Origin of the sequence: Bradyrhizobium sp. LHD-71 (assembly GCF_031157255.1) — a bacterium.
GTDB lineage: Bacteria > Pseudomonadota > Alphaproteobacteria > Rhizobiales > Xanthobacteraceae > P52-10.
Map to the genome: position 1 here is coordinate 54,150 of NZ_JAVIFX010000027.1, position 17,593 is coordinate 71,742.

Annotated in this window: 20 protein-coding genes; 5 read left to right on the plus strand and 15 right to left on the minus strand. The window is 65.6% G+C overall.

Going from position 1 to position 17,593, the window contains the following annotated elements; genetic code table 11:
• Nucleotides 1–99 precede the first annotated feature (99 nt).
• Entirely contained in the window at nt 100–831 is a 732-nt protein-coding gene (locus RCO31_RS26085; RefSeq protein ID WP_145640368.1) for an SDR family NAD(P)-dependent oxidoreductase, read from the plus strand.
• 155 nt (nt 832–986) lie between these two features.
• Here the strand turns inward: RCO31_RS26085 and RCO31_RS26090 are convergent, their stop codons facing one another.
• From RCO31_RS26090 to phnG, 9 genes are read right to left on the minus strand one after another with little or no spacing between them, the layout of a single operon-like run.
• Nucleotides 987–1,598: a pyridoxamine 5'-phosphate oxidase family protein gene (locus RCO31_RS26090; RefSeq protein WP_145640370.1), complete on the minus strand. Its 612-nt coding sequence runs from the start codon at nt 1,596–1,598 to the stop codon at nt 987–989.
• A gap of 23 nt (nt 1,599–1,621) precedes the next feature.
• Nucleotides 1,622–2,218, minus strand: coding sequence for a phosphonate metabolism protein/1,5-bisphosphokinase (PRPP-forming) PhnN (gene phnN / locus RCO31_RS26095; protein ID WP_145640372.1), 597 nt, complete (start codon nt 2,216–2,218; stop codon nt 1,622–1,624).
• Nucleotides 2,215–3,372, minus strand: a complete 1,158-nt coding sequence (locus RCO31_RS26100; RefSeq protein ID WP_145640374.1) for an alpha-D-ribose 1-methylphosphonate 5-triphosphate diphosphatase — start codon at nt 3,370–3,372, stop codon at nt 2,215–2,217. Before RCO31_RS26100 ends, phnN begins: the two co-directional genes overlap by 4 nt.
• A gap of 5 nt (nt 3,373–3,377) precedes the next feature.
• Entirely contained in the window at nt 3,378–4,076 is a 699-nt protein-coding gene (phnL, locus tag RCO31_RS26105; protein WP_167520695.1) for a phosphonate C-P lyase system protein PhnL, read from the minus strand.
• Between the two features lie 22 nt (nt 4,077–4,098).
• Nucleotides 4,099–4,890, minus strand: a complete 792-nt coding sequence (gene phnK / locus RCO31_RS26110) for a phosphonate C-P lyase system protein PhnK (protein WP_145640379.1) — start codon at nt 4,888–4,890, stop codon at nt 4,099–4,101.
• Entirely contained in the window at nt 4,883–5,773 is an 891-nt protein-coding gene (locus tag RCO31_RS26115) for an alpha-D-ribose 1-methylphosphonate 5-phosphate C-P-lyase PhnJ (protein WP_145640381.1), read from the minus strand. Before RCO31_RS26115 ends, phnK begins: the two co-directional genes overlap by 8 nt.
• The gene (locus RCO31_RS26120) at nt 5,770–6,873 is read right to left on the minus strand and encodes a carbon-phosphorus lyase complex subunit PhnI (RefSeq protein WP_145640383.1); all 1,104 of its coding nucleotides are present in this window, start codon (nt 6,871–6,873) and stop codon (nt 5,770–5,772) included. Before RCO31_RS26120 ends, RCO31_RS26115 begins: the two co-directional genes overlap by 4 nt.
• A gap of 3 nt (nt 6,874–6,876) precedes the next feature.
• Entirely contained in the window at nt 6,877–7,485 is a 609-nt protein-coding gene (gene phnH, locus RCO31_RS26125; protein ID WP_167520696.1) for a phosphonate C-P lyase system protein PhnH, read from the minus strand.
• A 4-nt stretch (nt 7,486–7,489) separates the two neighbouring features.
• A complete protein-coding gene (gene phnG / locus RCO31_RS26130; protein WP_167520697.1) occupies nt 7,490–7,954 on the minus strand; it encodes a phosphonate C-P lyase system protein PhnG in 465 nt (154 codons plus the stop codon).
• 107 nt (nt 7,955–8,061) lie between these two features.
• Here phnG and phnF point away from each other — a divergent pair, with 107 nt between their 5' ends.
• Nucleotides 8,062–8,790: a phosphonate metabolism transcriptional regulator PhnF gene (gene phnF, locus RCO31_RS26135; RefSeq protein WP_145640389.1), complete on the plus strand. Its 729-nt coding sequence runs from the start codon at nt 8,062–8,064 to the stop codon at nt 8,788–8,790.
• A 124-nt stretch (nt 8,791–8,914) separates the two neighbouring features.
• On the opposite strand, the gene phnE (RCO31_RS26140) is transcribed toward phnF, so the two are convergent.
• The 4 genes from phnE (RCO31_RS26140) to phnC form a co-directional block, all read right to left on the minus strand.
• Nucleotides 8,915–9,730, minus strand: a complete 816-nt coding sequence (phnE, locus tag RCO31_RS26140) for a phosphonate ABC transporter, permease protein PhnE (protein WP_167520702.1) — start codon at nt 9,728–9,730, stop codon at nt 8,915–8,917.
• A gap of 26 nt (nt 9,731–9,756) precedes the next feature.
• The gene (phnE, locus tag RCO31_RS26145) at nt 9,757–10,641 is read right to left on the minus strand and encodes a phosphonate ABC transporter, permease protein PhnE (RefSeq protein WP_145640393.1); all 885 of its coding nucleotides are present in this window, start codon (nt 10,639–10,641) and stop codon (nt 9,757–9,759) included.
• 75 nt (nt 10,642–10,716) lie between these two features.
• Complete coding sequence (gene phnD / locus RCO31_RS26150) at nt 10,717–11,652, minus strand: phosphonate ABC transporter substrate-binding protein (RefSeq protein WP_145640395.1); 936 nt, start codon at nt 11,650–11,652, stop codon at nt 10,717–10,719.
• A 65-nt stretch (nt 11,653–11,717) separates the two neighbouring features.
• Nucleotides 11,718–12,527 carry a phosphonate ABC transporter ATP-binding protein gene (gene phnC, locus RCO31_RS26155; RefSeq protein WP_145640398.1) on the minus strand — a complete coding sequence of 270 codons (810 nt, stop codon included), beginning with the start codon at nt 12,525–12,527 and terminating at the stop codon, nt 11,718–11,720.
• A 173-nt stretch (nt 12,528–12,700) separates the two neighbouring features.
• Here phnC and RCO31_RS26160 point away from each other — a divergent pair, with 173 nt between their 5' ends.
• Genes RCO31_RS26160 through RCO31_RS26170 form a run of 3 tightly spaced genes read left to right on the plus strand, consistent with a single transcriptional unit; the run spans nt 12,701 to nt 15,276 of the window.
• Nucleotides 12,701–13,369 (plus strand): chloramphenicol acetyltransferase, encoded by a 669-nt coding sequence (locus RCO31_RS26160; protein WP_167520698.1) that lies wholly within the window; start codon nt 12,701–12,703, stop codon nt 13,367–13,369.
• Entirely contained in the window at nt 13,366–14,559 is a 1,194-nt protein-coding gene (locus RCO31_RS26165) for an alpha-D-ribose 1-methylphosphonate 5-triphosphate diphosphatase (RefSeq protein ID WP_145640400.1), read from the plus strand. The genes RCO31_RS26160 and RCO31_RS26165 overlap by 4 nt, the downstream gene beginning before the upstream one ends.
• 18 nt (nt 14,560–14,577) lie before the next feature.
• Nucleotides 14,578–15,276, plus strand: coding sequence for a DUF1045 domain-containing protein (locus tag RCO31_RS26170; protein WP_145640402.1), 699 nt, complete (start codon nt 14,578–14,580; stop codon nt 15,274–15,276).
• Nucleotides 15,277–15,285: 9 nt separating this feature from the next.
• Here the strand turns inward: RCO31_RS26170 and RCO31_RS26175 are convergent, their stop codons facing one another.
• Entirely contained in the window at nt 15,286–15,873 is a 588-nt protein-coding gene (locus RCO31_RS26175; RefSeq protein WP_145640513.1) for a hypothetical protein, read from the minus strand.
• A gap of 83 nt (nt 15,874–15,956) precedes the next feature.
• Complete coding sequence (locus RCO31_RS26180) at nt 15,957–17,357, minus strand: selenium-binding protein SBP56-related protein (RefSeq protein ID WP_145640404.1); 1,401 nt, start codon at nt 17,355–17,357, stop codon at nt 15,957–15,959.
• Nucleotides 17,358–17,593: the final 236 nt, after the last annotated feature.

Here is a 17,593-nt window from a genome sequence, read left to right on the forward strand (position 1 = left end):
CCGGCAGCCGGATTCATCTCGCGATGAGTTCAACGCGTGCGCGCGGCTGGCGTGATACGTTTCAGCAGCCACAGAACAGAAGAACCGGGAGGTCCAGAGATGGCGAACGATCTGAAAGGACGCACTGCGCTCGTGACCGGCGGCTCGCGCGGGATCGGCGCAGCCGTCTGCCGCGCGCTGGCCGAGGTCGGCGCGGCCGTGGCGATCAACTGCCGCGAGCAGATCGGACAGGCCGAGCAGCTGGCAGGCGACATCGGCAAGCAAGGCGGCCGCGCCATCGTCGTTGCCGCCGACGTCTCGCGGCGCGAGGCCGTGGCCGGCATGGTCGAGCGCGTCACGGCCGGACTCGGGCCGATCGACATCCTCATCAACAATGCCGGCATTGCCATCACGCGCGGGGTCGACGATCTTACCGAGGACGATTTCGACCGGACCATCCTGGTCAATCTGAAGTCCGCCTTCCTGTGCACGCAGGCGGTGCTGCCGGCGATGCGCGCGCGGAAATGGGGCCGCATCGTCAACATCTCCTCGGGCGCGGCGCGTGGCGCCGGCTCGATCGGACCGCACTACAATGCGTCCAAGGCCGGTCTGGAGGGCCTCACGCGGGGCTATGCGGCGCGGCTGGTGAAGGACGGCATCACCGTCAACGCCGTGGCGCCGTCGCTGATCGAGACCGACATGATGAGCGGACAGACGCAGCTCGTAAGCCGCATCCCGCTCGGCCGCTTCGGCACGGCGGACGAGGTGGCGAAGGCCGTGATGCTGCTGGTCGACAACGCCTACATGACCGGGCAGACCGTCGCGCTGAGCGGCGGGATGGCGTTTAATTAGAGGGTACACCGTCATGGCCAGGCTTGTCCCGGCCATCCACGCCTTTCAGGTGGTGCGAAGAACGTGGATGCCCGGGCCTTCGCCTCGCCGAAGCGGCTTCGGCCGCGCAGGCGGGACACGCCCGGACATGACGATCATTTGGCAACTATGGGACTTCACCACATCGTCGCGGCCGCTCGTTCCGGCCAGATGCGGTCGTACTCCGCGCCGCCAACCTTGTTGTCGCTCATCTCGGCGAGGATCTGGCCGGGCGTCGGCAGCGTCTTCGGATCGACGCGCTTGTCGGGATTCCAGAGGTCGGAGCGGACGATGGCGCGGGCGCATTGGAAGTAGATCTCGTCCACATGCATCACCATGACGCTGCGCGGCGCCTTATCTTCGACCTTGAACGAGGCCAGCAGCTCCGGATCGATCGACAGATGCGCGCGGCCATTGGCGCGGACGGCGTTGCCGGAGCCGGGAATCAGGAACATCAGCGACACCCGGGGATCACGCACGATGTTGCGCAAGGAATCGACCCGGTTGTTGCCGCGGCGGTCCGGCAGCATCAAGGTCTTGCGATCATGGATGCGGACGAAGCCGGGCAGGTCGCCGCGCGGCGAGCAATCGATGCCTTCGGGACCGATGGTCGCAAGCGCAGCAAATGGCGCCTTCTCGATGAAGACGCGGTAGAGCGGCGTGACATGGTCGGCGACTTTCACGGTCGAGGCGTCATTGGTGGCAGCGTAAATGGCTTCGAGCTGCTCGACCGTTTCGATCACCGACATTCCGTTCTCCCTGGCCGTGCCGGCTATTCGTGCCAGCCTTCGTTCCTGATCACACGCAGCAGCTGGCGACCGTGATACTCCGCGCTGCCCGCATTGAGGATGGTGACATCGGCACGCGCCGAGGCGTCGTCGACGCTGCGGGTGAGACGCTCGGCAATGTCGCCGTCGCTCTTGCGCCCCCGCGCGGCAAGCCGCGCTGCCAGCACATCCGGCGGCGCGGTGATCGCGACGACGACGACGTTGGCATAGGCCTGGCGCAGTGCACCAAGCACGGTGCGCGAAACGTTGACCACGACCGTGCGTCCGGCGCGGATATCGTCGTTGATCTCGGCCGGCAAGGCGTAGGAATGCCCGTGTGCTTTCCAATGCATGGCGAAATCGCCGTGCTCCCGCGCGCGGCGGAATTCTTGGGGCGTCACCGCGACGTTGTCCTCGTCGGCGGAGGCTTCCCGCGTGACGATCCGGCGCGGAAAGACGATGTCGTGGTCATCGACGCACGCCGCCCGCGCCAGCCGCAGCAGCGTGTCCTTGCCGGCGCCGCTGGGGCCGACCACGAGCACGAGCCGGCCGGAACCGATCCCGCCTGCTGCATCCTGCGCCGTGGCGACGATCTCGCTCATGCGACGCGGTGTCCTTCGCGCCAGACGCTGCGGACCACGGGCACGCTGCCGGCCACGTGCACGCGGATCAGATCGGCGCGCTTGCCGATTGCGATCTCACCTCGGTCGGTGAGGCCGACGGCATCGGCAGGCGCCTTGGTCACGGTGCGGATCGCAGCCGGAAGACTGATCGCGGGCACGTGCTCGGGCAGCTGCAGCGCGCCCATCAACAGGCTCGACGGGATGTAATCGGACGACAGGATGTCGAGCAGGCCTTCGCGGGCGAGATCGACCGCGGCGATGTTGCCGGAATGCGAACCGCCGCGCACGACGTTGGGCGCGCCCATCAAGATGTCGATGCCGGCCTGGTGCAGGCCGCGCGCGGCTTCCAGCGTGGTCGGGAATTCCGCCACCGCGACGCCGTCGCGCACGGCGTCCGCGACGTTCTCCTCGGTGGTGTCGTCGTGGCTCGCGAGCGGGATCTTGTAGGCCTGCGCCAGCGCCACGATCTCGCGCATGTTGGTCGCGGCATATTGCTTCTGGTACTCGAAGCGCTTGGCGAACAGCTCGTCGAGCTCTGCGTCGGTCTTGCCGCCGCCCTTGCCGCGATAATAGTCGCGCAGCTTCACCTCGTCGCGGAACTGGCGTTGGCCGGGCGTGTGATCCATCAGCGACATCAGCTTGACGTCGGGACGGTCGATCAGCTCCTTGGCCTCCTCGACCACGCTCGGCATCGGGATCTCGCAGCGCAGATGCAGGAAGTGATCGGCGCGCAGCAAATTGGCGTCGCGCGCGGTCGTGATCGCGGCGGCAAGCACGCCGGAGCGGCCGTCGACTTCCTCGGCGCCGTCCTCGCGCCAGACCCGGAGCGAATCGAATACCGTGGTGATGCCCGAGGTGGCGAGCTGGCCGTCATAGGAGATGACGGCCGCGACCGGATTCCAGAACACTTTCGGCCGCGGCACGTAGTGCGCTTCGAGATGATCGGTGTGGAGCTCGATCAGGCCGGGCATGATCAGATCGCCGCCGGCATTCTCGGCGCCGGCGGGCGCCCTGCCCTCGCCGATCTCGGCGATGCGGCCATCGACGAGCGCGAGCCAGCCCTGCTCGATCACCTGGTCGGCGAGCACGATCCTGGCATTGGCGATGACGGTATCCTTGGCGTTCATGTCCATTTTCCTCAGGCCGCCGCGGCGAAGCTGGTGACGTCGACGATGCGGTCGGCAATCAGATGACGGATTTCGTCGTCATGGACAATGGCAACCATGGCGACGCCCCGGCGTTTCTTTTCAGCGACGAGCTCGACCACGACGGCGCGGTTGGCGGCATCCAGCGAAGCGGTCGGCTCGTCCAGCAGCAGGATGGGGAGGTCGGAGATGAAGCCCCGCGCGATGTTGACACGCTGCTGCTCGCCGCCGGAGAAGGTCGCGGGAGGCAGCTGCCAGAGGCGCTCGGGGATGTTGAGACGATGCAGCAGCTCGCCGGCGCGGACCTGCGCATCGGCCCGCGACATGCCATTTACGATCAGCGGCTCGGCCACGACATCGATCGTAGCAACCCGCGGCACCGCCCGCAGGAACTGGCTGACATAGCCGATGGTGGAGCGGCGGACGTTGAGGACCTGCCGCGGCTCGGCGCTGGCGAGATCGATCACCGCGCCGCGATGACGGATGCCGATGCGCCCCGAGTCACAGCGGTAATTGCCGAAGATCATCTTCAGGATCGACGATTTGCCGGCGCCCGACGGGCCCGACAGCACGACGCATTCACCCGGATTGACGTGAAAGGTCACGCCGCTGACGACGGGCAGCTCGATGCCGCCCTGCAGGTGCATCGTGAAGGCCTTTCGGGCATCGGTGACGTCGATCATGGCAGTCATCGGAACACTCATCTGGGAAAGTTCATGGCGGCAGGATCGAGGAGACGAGGAGCTGGGTATAGGGCTCGCGGGGATCGTCGAGAACCTGATCGGTGAGGCCGGTCTCGACGACGCGGCCGCCCTTCATCACCATCACGCGGTGCGACAACAGACGCGCGACCGCGAGGTCGTGGGTGACGATGATGACGGCGAGGTGCAGCTCGGCGACCAGGCTGCGCAGGAGATCGAGCAGGCGGGCCTGCACCGAGACGTCGAGCCCGCCGGTCGGCTCGTCCATGAACACCAGGCGAGGCTCGGTGACGAGGTTGCGCGCGATCTGGAGCCGCTGACGCATGCCGCCGGAATAGGTCCGCGGCGCGTCGTCGATGCGAGCTGTGTCGATCTCGACACGGGTCAACCAGTCCGACGCGGTATCGCGGATGCGGCCATAGTGATTCCAGCCGACCGCCATCAGCCGCTCGCCGACATTGGCGCCGGCCGAGACCGCCATGCGCAGGCCCTGGGCAGGATCCTGGTGCACATAGCCCCAGTCGGTGCGGAACAAAAAGCGCCGCTCCGCCTCGCCCAGCGTGGCGAGATCGCGGGTGATGCCGTCGCGCATCCGGTAGGACACATGGCCGGCGCTGGCTGCGAGCTGGCCCGACAGCATCTGCAGCAGCGTCGACTTGCCCGATCCGGACTCGCCGACGATGGCCAGCACCTCGCCGGGATAGAGCGAGAACGACACGTCGCGACACGCCGCGATGCGGCCGAAGGACTTGCTGAGCTTCTCCGCGATCAGAAGCGGCTGATCATTCTCAAGCGTATCAACCATGGGAGCCCGCCTTCTCCTTGTACGGCGCGGCGCTGAGGCTGCCGTGATGGCCTGCGGCCTGGCGGCCCTCGCAATAATCGGTGTCGGAACAGACGAACATGCGGCCGCCCTTGTCGTCGGTGACGATCTCGTCGAGATAGGAGTTCTCCGCCCCGCACAGCGCGCAAGGCGCGTTGAAGCGGTAGGGCTCGAACGGATGATCCTCGAAATCGAGCGACACCACCTGCGTGTAAGGCGGGATCGCATAGATGCGCTTCTCGCGGCCGGCGCCGAAGAGTTGCAGCGCCGCGCAATTGTCCATCTTGGGATTGTCGAATTTCGGCGTGGGTGACGGGTCCATCACGTAGCGCGCGTTGACCTTGACCGGATAGGCATAGGCGGTCGCGATATGACCGAACCGCGCGATGTCCTCATAGAGCTTCACATGCATCAGCCCGTATTCGGCCAGCGCATGCATGCGCCGCGTCTCGGTCTCGCGCGGCTCGAGGAAGCGCAAGGGCTCGGGGATCGGCACCTGATAGACCAGCACCTGATTCGCGTTCAGCTCCGCCTCGGGAATGCGGTGGCGGGTCTGGATCACGGTCGCATCATGGGTCGACGTGGTCGTGGCAACGCCGGCGGTTTTCGCAAAGAACTTGCGGATCGAGATCGCATTGGTGGTGTCGTCGGAGCCCTGGTCGATCACCTTCAGCACATCGTCAAGACCGAGGATCGCGGCCGTGACCTGCACGCCGCCGGTGCCCCAGCCATAGGGCATCGGCATCTCGCGGCTGGCGAACGGCACCTGATAGCCGGGGATCGCGATCGCTTTCAGGATCGCGCGGCGGATCATCCGCTTGGTCTGCTCGTCGAGATAAGCGAAATTATAGGCGGGCGCGTTCATTCCGCGGCCTCCTTCATGGCATCGGGCGTATTGGCTTCGGCAAATTCCTTCCGCAGCTTGCGCAGAAGACCCAGCTCGGACTGGAAGTCGACATAATGCGGCAGCTTGAGATGCTCGACGAAGCCGGTCGCCTGGACGTTGTCCGAATGGGACATCACGAATTCTTCATCCTGCGCGGGAGCGAGCGTCTCTTCACCGAGCTCGCGGGCACGCAACGCGCGGTCGACCAGCGCCATCGACATGGTCTTGCGCTCGCTCTGGCCGAAGGCGAGGCCATAGCCGCGGGTGAAGCACGGCGCTTCGGTCGCCGAGCCCTTGAACTGGTTGACCATCTGGCACTCGGTGAGCTCGATCGAACCGAGCGGGACGGCGAAGCCGACGTCTTCCGCGAAGAATTCGACCTCGACCTCGCCGAACCGGATCTCACCGGCGAATGGATGGTTGCGGCCATAGCCGCGCTGGGTGGAATAGCCCATCGCCAGCAGGAAGCCCTCGTCGCCGCGCGCGAGGTTCTGCAGGCGCAGGTCGCGATCCGCTGGAAAATTCAGCGGCTCGCGGGTGAGATCGCCAACGCTGGCGCCGTCCTCGGCCTCCGGCGATGATTCGATCAGCCCGTCGCGACCGAGAATATCAGTCACGCGCGGCGTGGCCGCGGTCGAGGCTTCGGCTGTCGCCGGCACCTCTGGCACAAAACCTTCCGCGAGCGAGGGATCGAGCAGGCGGTGGGTATAGTCGAAGGTCGGCCCGAGGATCTGGCCGCCGGGGATGTCCTTGAAGGTCGAGGACACCCGCCGCTGCACCCGCATCGCGCCGGTGTCGACCGGCTCGCTGGCGCCGAAGCGCGGCAGCGTGGCGCGGAAGGCGCGGACCAGGAAGATCGCCTCGATCAGATCGCCGCGCGCCTGTTTGATCGCGAGCGAAGCAAGCTCGCGGTCATAGAGCGAGCCTTCGCTCATGACGCGATCGACGGCAAGGCCGAGTTGCTCCGAGATCTGGTCGAGCGTTAATTCCGGAACGCTTTGGTCGCCGCGCCGCGCATGCGCGAGCAGGCGATGAGCGTTCTCGATGGCGCGCTCGCCACCCTTGACTGCGACATACATGGTTCAGCTTCCCTTGCTCGCGACGCGCGTGGTGCGGGGAATCGCGACCACCGCATCATCGGCGACCAGCACCAGGTCGATGCCGCGCGGAAACAGCGCTTCGTTGAAGCGCAGGCGCTCGAACAGATCGAACGGCTTGATCGACCCCTGCAGCGTCGCGACACCGTCGATGCCGGGGCCGCGCAGCTCGAAGCTGCGACCGGAATCCAGACGGTCGACCTGCAGGATCAACGTGGTCGAGCGATCCGGATATTCGTTGGTGCCGAGCGCGAAACGCTCGAGCGGCGGCAGCGCCGCGCCGTCACTGATCAGCGCGAAGCTCGCGATCGAGGTGTCCTGCACCACCGGTGCACCGGTGTGGAACTTGAGCCATTTCACCAATTCGGCGCTTTCCGCCATGCGCGCATCGAGCCAGAGCGGCGTGTCGTGATCGAACAGCGTCAGCGCGATCGCGGCGGCGCCGCGCATCATCGCCGCGGGCGCTCCCGCCATCGGCACGATGCGCTGGACCGAACCCGGCCGCGCCATCGCGTCCATCACCGAGCGAAAGGTCGACTGCGCCGACAACACCTTGTCGGCGAAACCCGGCGGCAGTTCCGCAATCGTGGTCATGATCTCACCCCTCACCGCGCACCATGGTGTAGAAATCAACCTTGGTCGCGGCGGTCTCGGCCGCGGCCTGTTCACGGCGAATCATAAGCTGCTCGCGCAACGGCGCGATTACGTCGCGCTCGACGACGGCGCCGAAATCACCGGATTGCACCAGCGCGTCGCAAAGCGCGATCAGCCGCGCCTTTTCACCGTCGCGGCCGAGCGTGTAGCCGAAGCCGACCTCGCCGCTGGCAAGCCGCACCGCAGCACGCGACACGGTGGCTTCACCGAGGTTGAACGGCGCACCGTCGCCGCCGATTCGGCCGCGCAGCATGACGAGACCGCTTTCGGGCGTCCGCAGATCCTGATGCTCCGGCAGGGCCAAGTTGCGGAGGCGGGCGGCGATCTCGCCCGCCTCCGCGTGCGCCAGCACGGCCATCGCGGCCTTGCGCTGGGCTTGTTGATTGTTGTGCAGGGTCACCTGATTCACCGAACTTGCCGCGTTCAAGTTGTCTATGATACTAGACAACTTCATACGGGAGCGCCATGACTGTTTCGTGACAAAGCCGTGATTTTCGGGCTAGGCTGACCAGCGATATGAGCATGCAAGACACTGCATCGTCGGGCGTGGCGTTGTGGCGCCTCGTCGCCGACGGCATCGAGCGCGGCATCGCCGACGGCCGCTTCGCCGCCGGGGACAAGCTGCCGGGCGAAGTGGAGATCGCGGAAACCTATCGCGTGAACCGCCACACCGTGCGGCGCGCGCTGGCGGCGCTGGCCGAGCGCGGCCTGGTGCGGGCCGAGCGTGGCAGCGGGACCTATGTCGAGGCCCAGAAGCTCGCCTATCCGCTGCGCTCGCGCACGCGCTTCTCCGAGATCGTCGGCGCGGAGGGACGCGAACCGCATGGCCGGCTGATCGAGGCGACCGACGATGTCGCGACGCGCGAACTCGCGCGGGAACTCGGCTTGAAATCCGGCGCGCCTTTGCTACGGATCGAGGCGATCCGCCTCGCCGACCGCACCCCGATCTGCGTCTCCACCACCTGGTTGTCAGCGGAGCGGTTTCCTGACGCGGGCGCCGTGTTCGCCGCGACGCGCTCCATGACCAAGCTGCTCGAACATTATGGTGTCCGCGACTACCGCCGCGGCGCGACCCGGATCACCGCCGGCATCGTCGACGCGACCGACGCCGCACGGCTGGATCTCGCGCTGGGCCGCCCGATCCTCGTGGTCGATGCGACCGACCACGATCTCGACGGCAAGCCACTGGTGACCAAGCACTCGCGCTTCGCGGCGGAGCGGGTGGAATTTCTCGTGGAGTCGTAGGGGATTCTATCCACGACACCGGAGCCGCAGGGTGGGCAAAGGCGCGACAGCGCCGTGCCCACGATCATTGTCGATCGCAAAGTGGTGGGCACGCTGCGCTTTGCCCACCCTACGGCACCGTCGATCACGCCACCGCGCGCCGCCCGATGATCGCAAAGCGCAGCTTGCCCGAGATGAAATCGATCGCGGCGACCGCGACCAGGATCATCAGGATCAGGAACGATACCTTCTGCCATTCCAGCACGCGGATCTGCTCGGCGAGCTGCAGGCCGATGCCGCCAGCACCGACGATGCCGATGATGGTGGCCGAGCGGGTGTTGGATTCGATGAAATAGAGCACCTGGCCTGCGATCACGGGCAGGACCTGCGGCAAAAGGCCGAAGCGGATCTCGTGCAGCGCGCTGCCGCCGGAGGCGCGGATGCCTTCGACCTGCTTCTGGTCGGCGCCTTCGATCGCTTCCGAGAACAGCTTGCCGAACGCGCCGAAATCCGCGACCGCGATGGCGAGCACGCCGGCGAACGGGCCGAGCCCGACCACGTTGATCCAGACCAGCGCCCAGATCAGCGTGTCGACGCCGCGGATCGAATCGAGGACACGGCGGACCGGGAAGCGCAGGATGTTCGACGCCACCACGTTGCGCGCGGCGAGCAGACTGACGGGGAGCGCGAAGATGGCCGCAAGCGTGGTGCCGAGCAGCGCGATCGACAGCGTCTCGCCCAGCGCCTTCAGATAGACCGGCAGCGAGGAGCCGGGATCCGGCGGGATCATCATCAGGCCGATCCAGCCAAGCTGGCTGAGACCGGCGAAGAAGCGTGACGGCGAGAAGTCGAGATCGACGAGGCCGTAGATGAGAATCGCGAACGCCGCCACGATCATCGCAGGCGTCGCCAGCCGCGCCGAGGCGGGCCGGTCGAACACATCAGGGTAGCGCGCACGCATCTCTCGCGTGTCGATCTCCTGCTTCGTCACGCCCGCGCCTCCTTGCCGAACAGGCGGCCGCGCAGCCAGCCGGTGGTGATGTCGATGACGAAGACGGTGACGATGATGGTGAGCAGGATCGCGCTGACGTCGGAGTAGTAGAATTTGCGGATCGCGACGACGAGCTCCTGGCCGATGCCGCCGGCACCGACGAAGCCCATCACCGAGGCCTCGCGGACATTGATCTCGAAGCGCAGCAGCGCATAACTGGCATAGCCCGCAGTCACCTGCGGCACGACGGCGAAGCGCATGCAGGAGAGCCAGCTCGCGCCGGTGGAGCGGATGCCCTCGACCGGCTTCATGTCGGCATTCTCGACGATCTCCGAGAACAACTTGCCGAGCGCGCCGGTGGAGTGGATGGCGATCGCGAGCACGCCCGCCATCGGACCGAGCCCGAAGGCGATGACGAAGACGAGCGCGAAGACGATGCCGGGAACGGTGCGGGCGAATTCGAGCAGGCGCCGCACGACGAAGCGCAGCCAGGGCGCGGGCGAGGTGTTCTCGGCCGCGAAGAAGTTCAGGACGAAGGCGAAGGTGGCGCCGATCAGCGTGCCGACATAGGAGATCAGCAGCGTCTCGGCGAGCATCTTCAGCCATTTGCGCCAGCCCCACAGCCACTCGCCGACATCGGTCCAGACGCGCTGGCCGCTGTCGAGCGTGAGGATGCGGTCGAAATAGCTGACGAAATTGCCGAAATAGGTGAACAGCGTGCGCAGATTCACCTCGGCGCCGACCGCGGCGAGAAGGAGCGCCGCGGCAAAGACCACTGTTCCCAGAAAGAGGCGCCATCGCCTGCGCGCGACCGCCTGACGATAGGCCGCGTTGAGCACGGCGAGCTGCTGCTCGGGAAGGATCGAAACCGCGACGGTCATCTTGTCAGGAACTGGCCCGTAAAAAAGAGAAAGAGCCGGGTCCATCGACCCGGCTCCAGTTGCATCGTCCTGAGATCAGGACGCCTTCTTCTTGCGTAGCGCGTCGACGAACTTGATCAGCTCGATCGTGCCGTCCCAGTCCTTGGTCGTGGCGGCATGAAAGCCCTTCTTCTGGCCGTCGGAGAGACGGTCGAACGCGGCCTTGTCCTTGGCCGGCGCATCGAAGAACGCTTTGGCGATGGCAGCTTTGGCGTCATCGGGCAGGTCGGAATTATAGGCATAGGGTCCGTTGATGATCGGCGCCGATTTGTGGACGATGCGGAAATCGTCCTTCTTCATCGGCGAGCCGTCGGCATTCTTCAGCATGCCCTTGGTCAGCATCTGCGCCAGCGTGGAATCGTTGTCGCTGGTCCATTGGTTGGCGGCGACGTCGACCGTGCCCTGCGCCAGGGCCAGCATCGCGTTCTCGTGGCTGCCGGTGAAGACGACCTTGCTGAAATAGGTGTCGGCGTCGTGGATGCCCAATTTGTCGAGCTCGAAGCGCGGCACGTTGTTGCCCGAGGTCGAGTTCGGGTCGACGAGGCCGAGGTTCTTGCCCTTGAGGTCGTCGATCTTCTTGTAGGCGCTGCCTGCCTTGACGAAGAACACCGAGTAATAACCGGTCGAGCCGTCGGCGTTGATGTCGTTGGCGAAGGCGTCGGTCTTGACGCCGGTCAGGCGGGCGCGGGCGAACGAGGCCGAGCCGTAGCTCGCGATCTGGATGTTGCCAGCGCGCTGGCCTTCGATGACGGCGGCGTAGTCGTTGGCAATGCGCAGCGTGACCTTTACGCCCAGTTCCTTGGAGAGATAGCTGACGAACGGCGCCCAGCGCTCGGTGACGCCGGAGGCGTTCTCGGCCGGAACAACCGCGAAGGTCAGCTCGGGATATTTGGCCTTCCAGTCGTTCGCGGAAGCGGAGGCCGTGAAAGCGAGCGCAGCGGCGCCGGCGAGGACTAATCTGCGAGTGATCATGATACCCTCTTCATCATCGTTTGGGGTCGGTTGACGCAAAAGACTTGCAACACAACAGGCGCGGCTCAGGCAGCCGCAGCCGTTCCAAGTGCCGGAACACCCTCAGGCGCCGGGACAGGCGCGCCGCCCATGACGTCGGCGGCTTCGAGATCGTAGAGCTCGCGCGCGACGCGGTCAGTCAGGGCGGCCGGTGCGCCGTCGAACACCACGCGGCCCGCGGCCATGCCGATCAGGCGATCGCAATAGCTGCGCGCGAGATCGAGCGAATGCAGGTTACAGAGCACCGTGATGCCGAAATGCTTGTTGATGCGCAGCAGCGCATCCATCACGATCTTGGTGTTGCGCGGATCGAGCGAGGCGATCGGCTCGTCGGCGAGGATGATGTCGGGCTGCTGCACCAGGGCACGGGCGATCGCGACGCGCTGTTGCTGGCCGCCGGAGAGCTGGTCGGCGCGCTGCGCGGCGAGCGTCGCGATGTCGAACTGCTCCAGCGCGGACATCGCCAGCGCCTTGTCCTGCTCCGGCCAGATTTGCGAGAGCGAGCGCCAGGCCGGCATCGTGGCGAGGCGCCCCATCAGGACATTGGTCAGCACATCGAGCCGGCCGACCAGGTTGAACTGCTGGAAGATCATCGCCGAACGCGCCCGCCACTGGCGCAGCTCCTTGCCGCGCAGCGCGGTGACGTCGAGGCCGTCGAACAGGATCTTGCCCTGCGTCGGCGTCACCAGACGGTTGACGGCCCGGAGCAGCGTCGATTTGCCGGCACCGGAACGTCCTATCACGCCGACGAAAGCGCCAGGAGAGATTTGAAACGAAGCGTCGTCCACCGCGGCTTTTGCGCCGAAGCGGCACGTCAGACCTTCAACCACCAGCATGCAGGGCTCCAGAGTAGCTGGGACCCACCGCTAACGCCGGCGCTTGACACTTGTGTGACATCCGCATTGCGGTGCGGCGATCCTGCACAGCTCGTCCACTGTCATCGCCTTGTCATGACATCGTCATCAAGCCACTCGAAGAGAAACGCCCGCTCTCCCGCTTCGGATACGACATGGCCGTCAAAGCTCTTTCGGTTCAGCCGACCGTCGACCCTTCGGCCACACTGCACGAGACGAGGCTCGGTGCCTATACCGAGGTCGGCGCGCGCACGATCCTGCATGAAGTGGCGATGGGTGATTACTCCTATGTCGTCAACGATGCGCAGATCACCTACACCACCATCGGAAAATTCTGCTCGATCGCGGCGATGACACGCATCAACCCCGGCAATCATCCGATGCACCGCGCGACACAGGCGCACTTCACCTACCGATCCAGCGCCTATTTCGAGGGCGAGAGCGACGACGCCGAATTCTTCGCCTGGCGGCGCCGGCATCACGTCCATATCGGCCATGACGTCTGGATCGGTCACGGCGCGATCGTGCTGCCAGGCCGCAACATCGGCACCGGCGCGGTGATCGCGGCCGGCGCCATCGTCACCAAGGACGTGCCGGCCTACAGCATCGTCGCCGGCAATCCGGCCCGCATTCTGCGGCGGCGGTTCTCGGAGGAGATTTCCGGACGGCTCGCGAAGCTGGCTTGGTGGGACTGGGATCACGACAAATTGCGCAAAGCGCTGCCCGATTTCCGCAAGCTCGGGATTGAAGATTTCCTTGCGACATACGAAGCACAGGCGAGCTCCTTCCCCGGTTCTCCCAGCAAACGAAGCGCGGTCGCGTGACAGAGATATTCCTCGAAGGCGGCCGGGCTCTGATCGGCACCGAGCTCGTCGAAACCTCACTCCTCGTGTCCGGAACGGACATTGCAGAGATCGATGGCTCACGCGGCCGTTCGCGGCTGGCGATCGATGCGCGCAACCTGCTCGTGCTCCCCGGCATCGTCGATCTGCATGGCGACGCCTTCGAGCGCCAGATGATGCCACGCGCCGGCGTCGACTTTCCGATCGACGTCGCGCTCGCCGACAGTGACCGTCAGGCGATCAGCAACGGCATCACCACCGTGTTTCACGCCACGACCTGCTCGTGGGAGCCGGGCCTGCGCAGCGCCGACAATGCGCGCGGCCTGATGGAAGCGATCGAGCGGCAGCGCCCGCAATTCGCCGCCGACACCCGCTTCCACCTGCGCCACGAGACCTACAATCTCGATGCGGAGCCCGAGATCAGCCAGTGGCTCGCCGAAGGCCGCGTCGACCTGTTCGCCTTCAACGACCACATGGACGGCACCGTCGCCGACATGGCCAAGCCCCGCAAGCGCAACCGCATGGTGGAGCGGACCGGCCTTTCGAGCGAGGATTTCGACCGGCTGGTCGAACGCGTGGTCTCGCGCGCTGACGACGTGCCGGCCTCGGTGGCGCGACTGGCCGCGACGGCTCGCGCCTCAGGGGTGCGGATGCTCTCGCACGACGATGCGACGCCGGCGATGCGTCAGGAGTTTCGCGAGCTCGGTGCATTGATCGCCGAGTTTCCGATCAATGAGGAGACGGCGCGTGCAGCCGCAAGCCACGGCGATGCCATCGTCTACGGCGCGCCGAACGTCGTGCGCGGCGGCAGCCACACCGGCTGGACCAAGGCGTCGGACATGATCGCCAAGGGCCTCTGCTCGGTGCTGGCGTCGGACTATTACTATCCTGCACAGCTGCTCGCCGCATTCCGCCTCGCCGCCGACGGCGTGCTGGCGTTGACGGAAGCCTGGGACCTGGTCTCCGCCGGCCCCGCGCGTGCCACCGGCCTGACCGATCGCGGTGTGCTCGCCGAGGGACGCCGCGCCGACATCCTGCTGGTCGACGACAGCGTGGCGCTGCGGCCACGGCTCATCGCGGTGATCTCGGGCGGCAAGCTCGTGCACCTCACCGATGCGACGCGGCTGCTCGCAGCAATGGCGGCGCCACGCGAGGCTGTCGTCGCGGCTTGAATTGGTTATGCTGAGGCGATGACAGGCTTTCCCCGCTACGCGATCTATTTTGCCGCCGGCTCTGACAGCGCCCTCTCCCGCTACGGCGCCGAGCTGCTCGGCTATGATGCCTACGCCGGCGACGAGCTGCCGTTTCCGCGTCAGGCACTGGATATCGCGCCGGATTGGCGCGACATCACCGCCGATCCCCGTAAATACGGCTTCCACGCCACGTTGAAGGCACCGATGGCGCTCGCGCCAGGCCAGACGGAGGCCGGGCTCGCGGTGGCTTGCGCGGCCTTCGCCGGGACGCCGCGGCCTATCCCGACGATCCGGCCGATCGTCGATTCCATCAGCGGCTTCATTGCCGTCATTCCGGCCGAGCCGACCAATACGCTGCAACAGCTCGCCGCCGATTGTGTCCGCGCTTTCGATTCCTTCCGCGCCCCGCTCACGGCAGAGGATCGCGCGCGGCGGAGACCTGAGAAGCTGAGCGAGCGGCAACACGACCATCTCGACCGCTGGGGCTACCCTTACGTGATGGAGGAATTCCGCTTCCACATGACGCTGACGGGGCGGCTGGATGCCGAGCGACGCGGGCCGGTTCTGGAGATGCTGCGGAAGCGGTTTGCGGCGCTGAAGCTTGATGCGCTGACGATCGACCGCATCGCGCTGTTCAGGCAGGACGATGCCAAGGCGCGCTTCCGCATCATCGGCGAGTGGGCATTGACGCGGTAGGCTTCCCTGTCAGCTCGCAGCATTGAAGGCGAGCGCGACCGCGCCGACCATAATGAGGCTGGTCGCCCAGACAGCATCCAGATTGAACCAGCTTCGCGAGACGAACTTCAATCCCAGATGTCGGTAGACCTGCCACGCCAGACATCCGCCGGCGCCGACCATGGCGATCACGTGCACCAGGGACACCAGCACCACCATCCCCAAGCTTGCCTTCATCAGCGCGCCCGCGGCCTGATGGCCGGCATCGAGCTCGAAGGCCTGGCAGAGTCCGAGATAGATCGGCACGAGCATCAAGGCGGCGCCATGTGCAATGGCAACGGCAAATGACCAGAGCGCCAATTGCGTCGGCGGAATTCGTGCCAGCGCGCGCGGATGGCGCCGCGCGACCAACCGATAGACGCCGAAGCCGATGACGAGAAGGCTTGCACTGATCTGGAGCGAACGCTGCCACTCGGCCAGCACGAGCAGGAACGCGAATGGCAGCAGCACGAGAAGCGTTGCCAGGAGATGGCCGGCCGACAGGGCCCACAACGCGCGGAAGAGCGCGCGTGGACTCTTGTCCATGAGCCCGGCCGAAACGGCGAGCGGCCATCCCATCCCCGGATTGATCCCGTGGTAGAGACCGCTCGCAACAAGCGCCAGCCAGAGCCAGCCAATCGCCGGGCTCGCCTGCCCCCAATCTAGACCGACGGGTAGCAAAAAGAGTCCGTCGAACAATCGCCGCCCTCGAGCCTGATCTGGTGCGCACGATATCCGTCGGGGAAACTTACGAAATAATCCTTGGCGAGTTCGAGACCGCCGTCGCGACCCGCATTGGCCATGACCTCAACGCCCGGAACCCCGTCGGGATAGAACTGGTCATCCCAGGTGGAATAGAGCGAATTGGTCCAGTAAACGCGCCGGCCGTCGCGGCTGATCTCGACCATCTGCGGACCGGCCGCAAAGGCCTTGCCGTTTGGATGCGCCGTGCGGCGCGCGATGCCGCCGATATGGACCGAGCCCGCAAGCCTCGGCTTTCTGGGATCGCTGACGTCATACTGGCGCATTTCACCCGTGCCCCAGCACGAGACATAGAGGAACCGGTCATCCATCGACAGGTCGATGTCGGTCACCAGCGGCGGCACCGCGCCAAAACCCTGCAGCAGCGGCGGGAGCTTCTCCTTTGGCGCGGGCTCGGGCGGGATCGTCGCCGTCTTCTCGGCATGGAATTTTCCGCCTTCGCGCCACCACGTCCAGATCGACGCCTCGAGGTTGGTGGTGTCGACCACGACACCAACGAAGCCGTATTCGCGAACCGGATCATGCGCCGGTCGTACTTCCAGCGCCATTTGATGATTTGCGCCGAGGTCGATGGTCTGGACGTTGCGACGGGCGCGAAGATCCCAGAAGTGGAGACGGTGGCCATATTTGTTCGCGAGCAGATCCTCAGGGACGATCCCGTTCTCGAACTGCGGCGGCAACGCCCACTCGCTCGTCACCATGTAGTCGCGCGGCAGGTTCCACCAGAAGTCATAATGCAGCGTCTGCGGACCGCGGTCGATCTCCCATCGTCCAAGAACTTCAAACGTCTCGCAATCCATGATGAAAACGCCTGGAGGTCCGCTGGTGCCGTCCTTGCCGCCGCCGCCCAGCGTGCTGACGTAAATGCCGTCCGGCCCGCAATGGATCGTGTGCGGCCGCGAGTAGCCGGTCTTCTTGAAGACTTCATCGGGCTCGATGATCTTGTGAATCTTGGCTTGGGTCGGATCGGGCTTGGTGTCGATGATGTAGATCCGCGACGAGCGCAGCCCGGGGATGATGAGATAGCGCCGCTCGATGAAGGCGTGGCCGGTGAGCGGCGACAGAGCGGAGGAGCAGGCATTCCAGCCGAAGTGATGAAATTCGTCGCCCTTGTTGGGCATCGTCACGGTGTGGACGATCTGGCTGTAGGTCGGCGATCCCGGCTTGACGTCGATGACCGCGAGAGCATCGGGCTTCGAGAAATCCGGGCTGAGCAGCAAAGTGTAGGCAAAGTTCTCCGCAGGTGCTTCCATCGCAAGCCTGGGCGATGCGTGGAACGTGGGATCCGGCCTCATCGTCATGGCACTGCCTCCCTGTTCTGTCGGTTCGCGCCAACCTGGCTCGGGATAACGGCATAATGAAGAGGTGTTGGGCGATGTCTTGAGACTGCTCCGCGGCTTGGTTGGCGAGCTTACGATACTTGATCGCCGGGCCGGGGGAAACTGGCTGAATCGCGCCGACTCGGCGCTTCAGCCCAAATTGGCGCCGTCGCCGCCTCGCTTGCCGGGACGACGTTGTGGAGGGAGATCGGCTCAAC

Excerpts from the sequence above, each read along its gene's own strand:
- RCO31_RS26085 (WP_145640368.1), top strand. The coding sequence starts at position 100 with ATGGCGAACGATCTGAAAGGACGCACTGCGCTCGTGACCGGCGGCTCG.
- RCO31_RS26090 (WP_145640370.1), bottom strand. The coding sequence starts at position 1,598 with ATGTCGGTGATCGAAACGGTCGAGCAGCTCGAAGCCATTTACGCTGCC.
- phnN (WP_145640372.1), bottom strand. The coding sequence starts at position 2,218 with ATGAGCGAGATCGTCGCCACGGCGCAGGATGCAGCAGGCGGGATCGGT.
- RCO31_RS26100 (WP_145640374.1), bottom strand. The coding sequence starts at position 3,372 with ATGGACATGAACGCCAAGGATACCGTCATCGCCAATGCCAGGATCGTG.
- phnL (WP_167520695.1), bottom strand. The coding sequence starts at position 4,076 with ATGACTGCCATGATCGACGTCACCGATGCCCGAAAGGCCTTCACGATG.
- phnK (WP_145640379.1), bottom strand. The coding sequence starts at position 4,890 with ATGGTTGATACGCTTGAGAATGATCAGCCGCTTCTGATCGCGGAGAAG.
- RCO31_RS26115 (WP_145640381.1), bottom strand. The coding sequence starts at position 5,773 with ATGAACGCGCCCGCCTATAATTTCGCTTATCTCGACGAGCAGACCAAG.
- RCO31_RS26120 (WP_145640383.1), bottom strand. The coding sequence starts at position 6,873 with ATGTATGTCGCAGTCAAGGGTGGCGAGCGCGCCATCGAGAACGCTCAT.
- phnH (WP_167520696.1), bottom strand. The coding sequence starts at position 7,485 with ATGACCACGATTGCGGAACTGCCGCCGGGTTTCGCCGACAAGGTGTTG.
- phnF (WP_145640389.1), top strand. The coding sequence starts at position 8,062 with ATGAGCATGCAAGACACTGCATCGTCGGGCGTGGCGTTGTGGCGCCTC.
- phnE (WP_167520702.1), bottom strand. The coding sequence starts at position 9,730 with ATGCGTGCGCGCTACCCTGATGTGTTCGACCGGCCCGCCTCGGCGCGG.
- phnE (WP_145640393.1), bottom strand. The coding sequence starts at position 10,641 with ATGACCGTCGCGGTTTCGATCCTTCCCGAGCAGCAGCTCGCCGTGCTC.
- phnD (WP_145640395.1), bottom strand. The coding sequence starts at position 11,652 with ATGATCACTCGCAGATTAGTCCTCGCCGGCGCCGCTGCGCTCGCTTTC.
- phnC (WP_145640398.1), bottom strand. The coding sequence starts at position 12,527 with ATGCTGGTGGTTGAAGGTCTGACGTGCCGCTTCGGCGCAAAAGCCGCG.
- RCO31_RS26160 (WP_167520698.1), top strand. The coding sequence starts at position 12,701 with ATGGCCGTCAAAGCTCTTTCGGTTCAGCCGACCGTCGACCCTTCGGCC.
- RCO31_RS26170 (WP_145640402.1), top strand. The coding sequence starts at position 14,578 with ATGACAGGCTTTCCCCGCTACGCGATCTATTTTGCCGCCGGCTCTGAC.
- RCO31_RS26175 (WP_145640513.1), bottom strand. The coding sequence starts at position 15,873 with ATGGGATGGCCGCTCGCCGTTTCGGCCGGGCTCATGGACAAGAGTCCA.
- RCO31_RS26180 (WP_145640404.1), bottom strand. The coding sequence starts at position 17,357 with ATGACGATGAGGCCGGATCCCACGTTCCACGCATCGCCCAGGCTTGCG.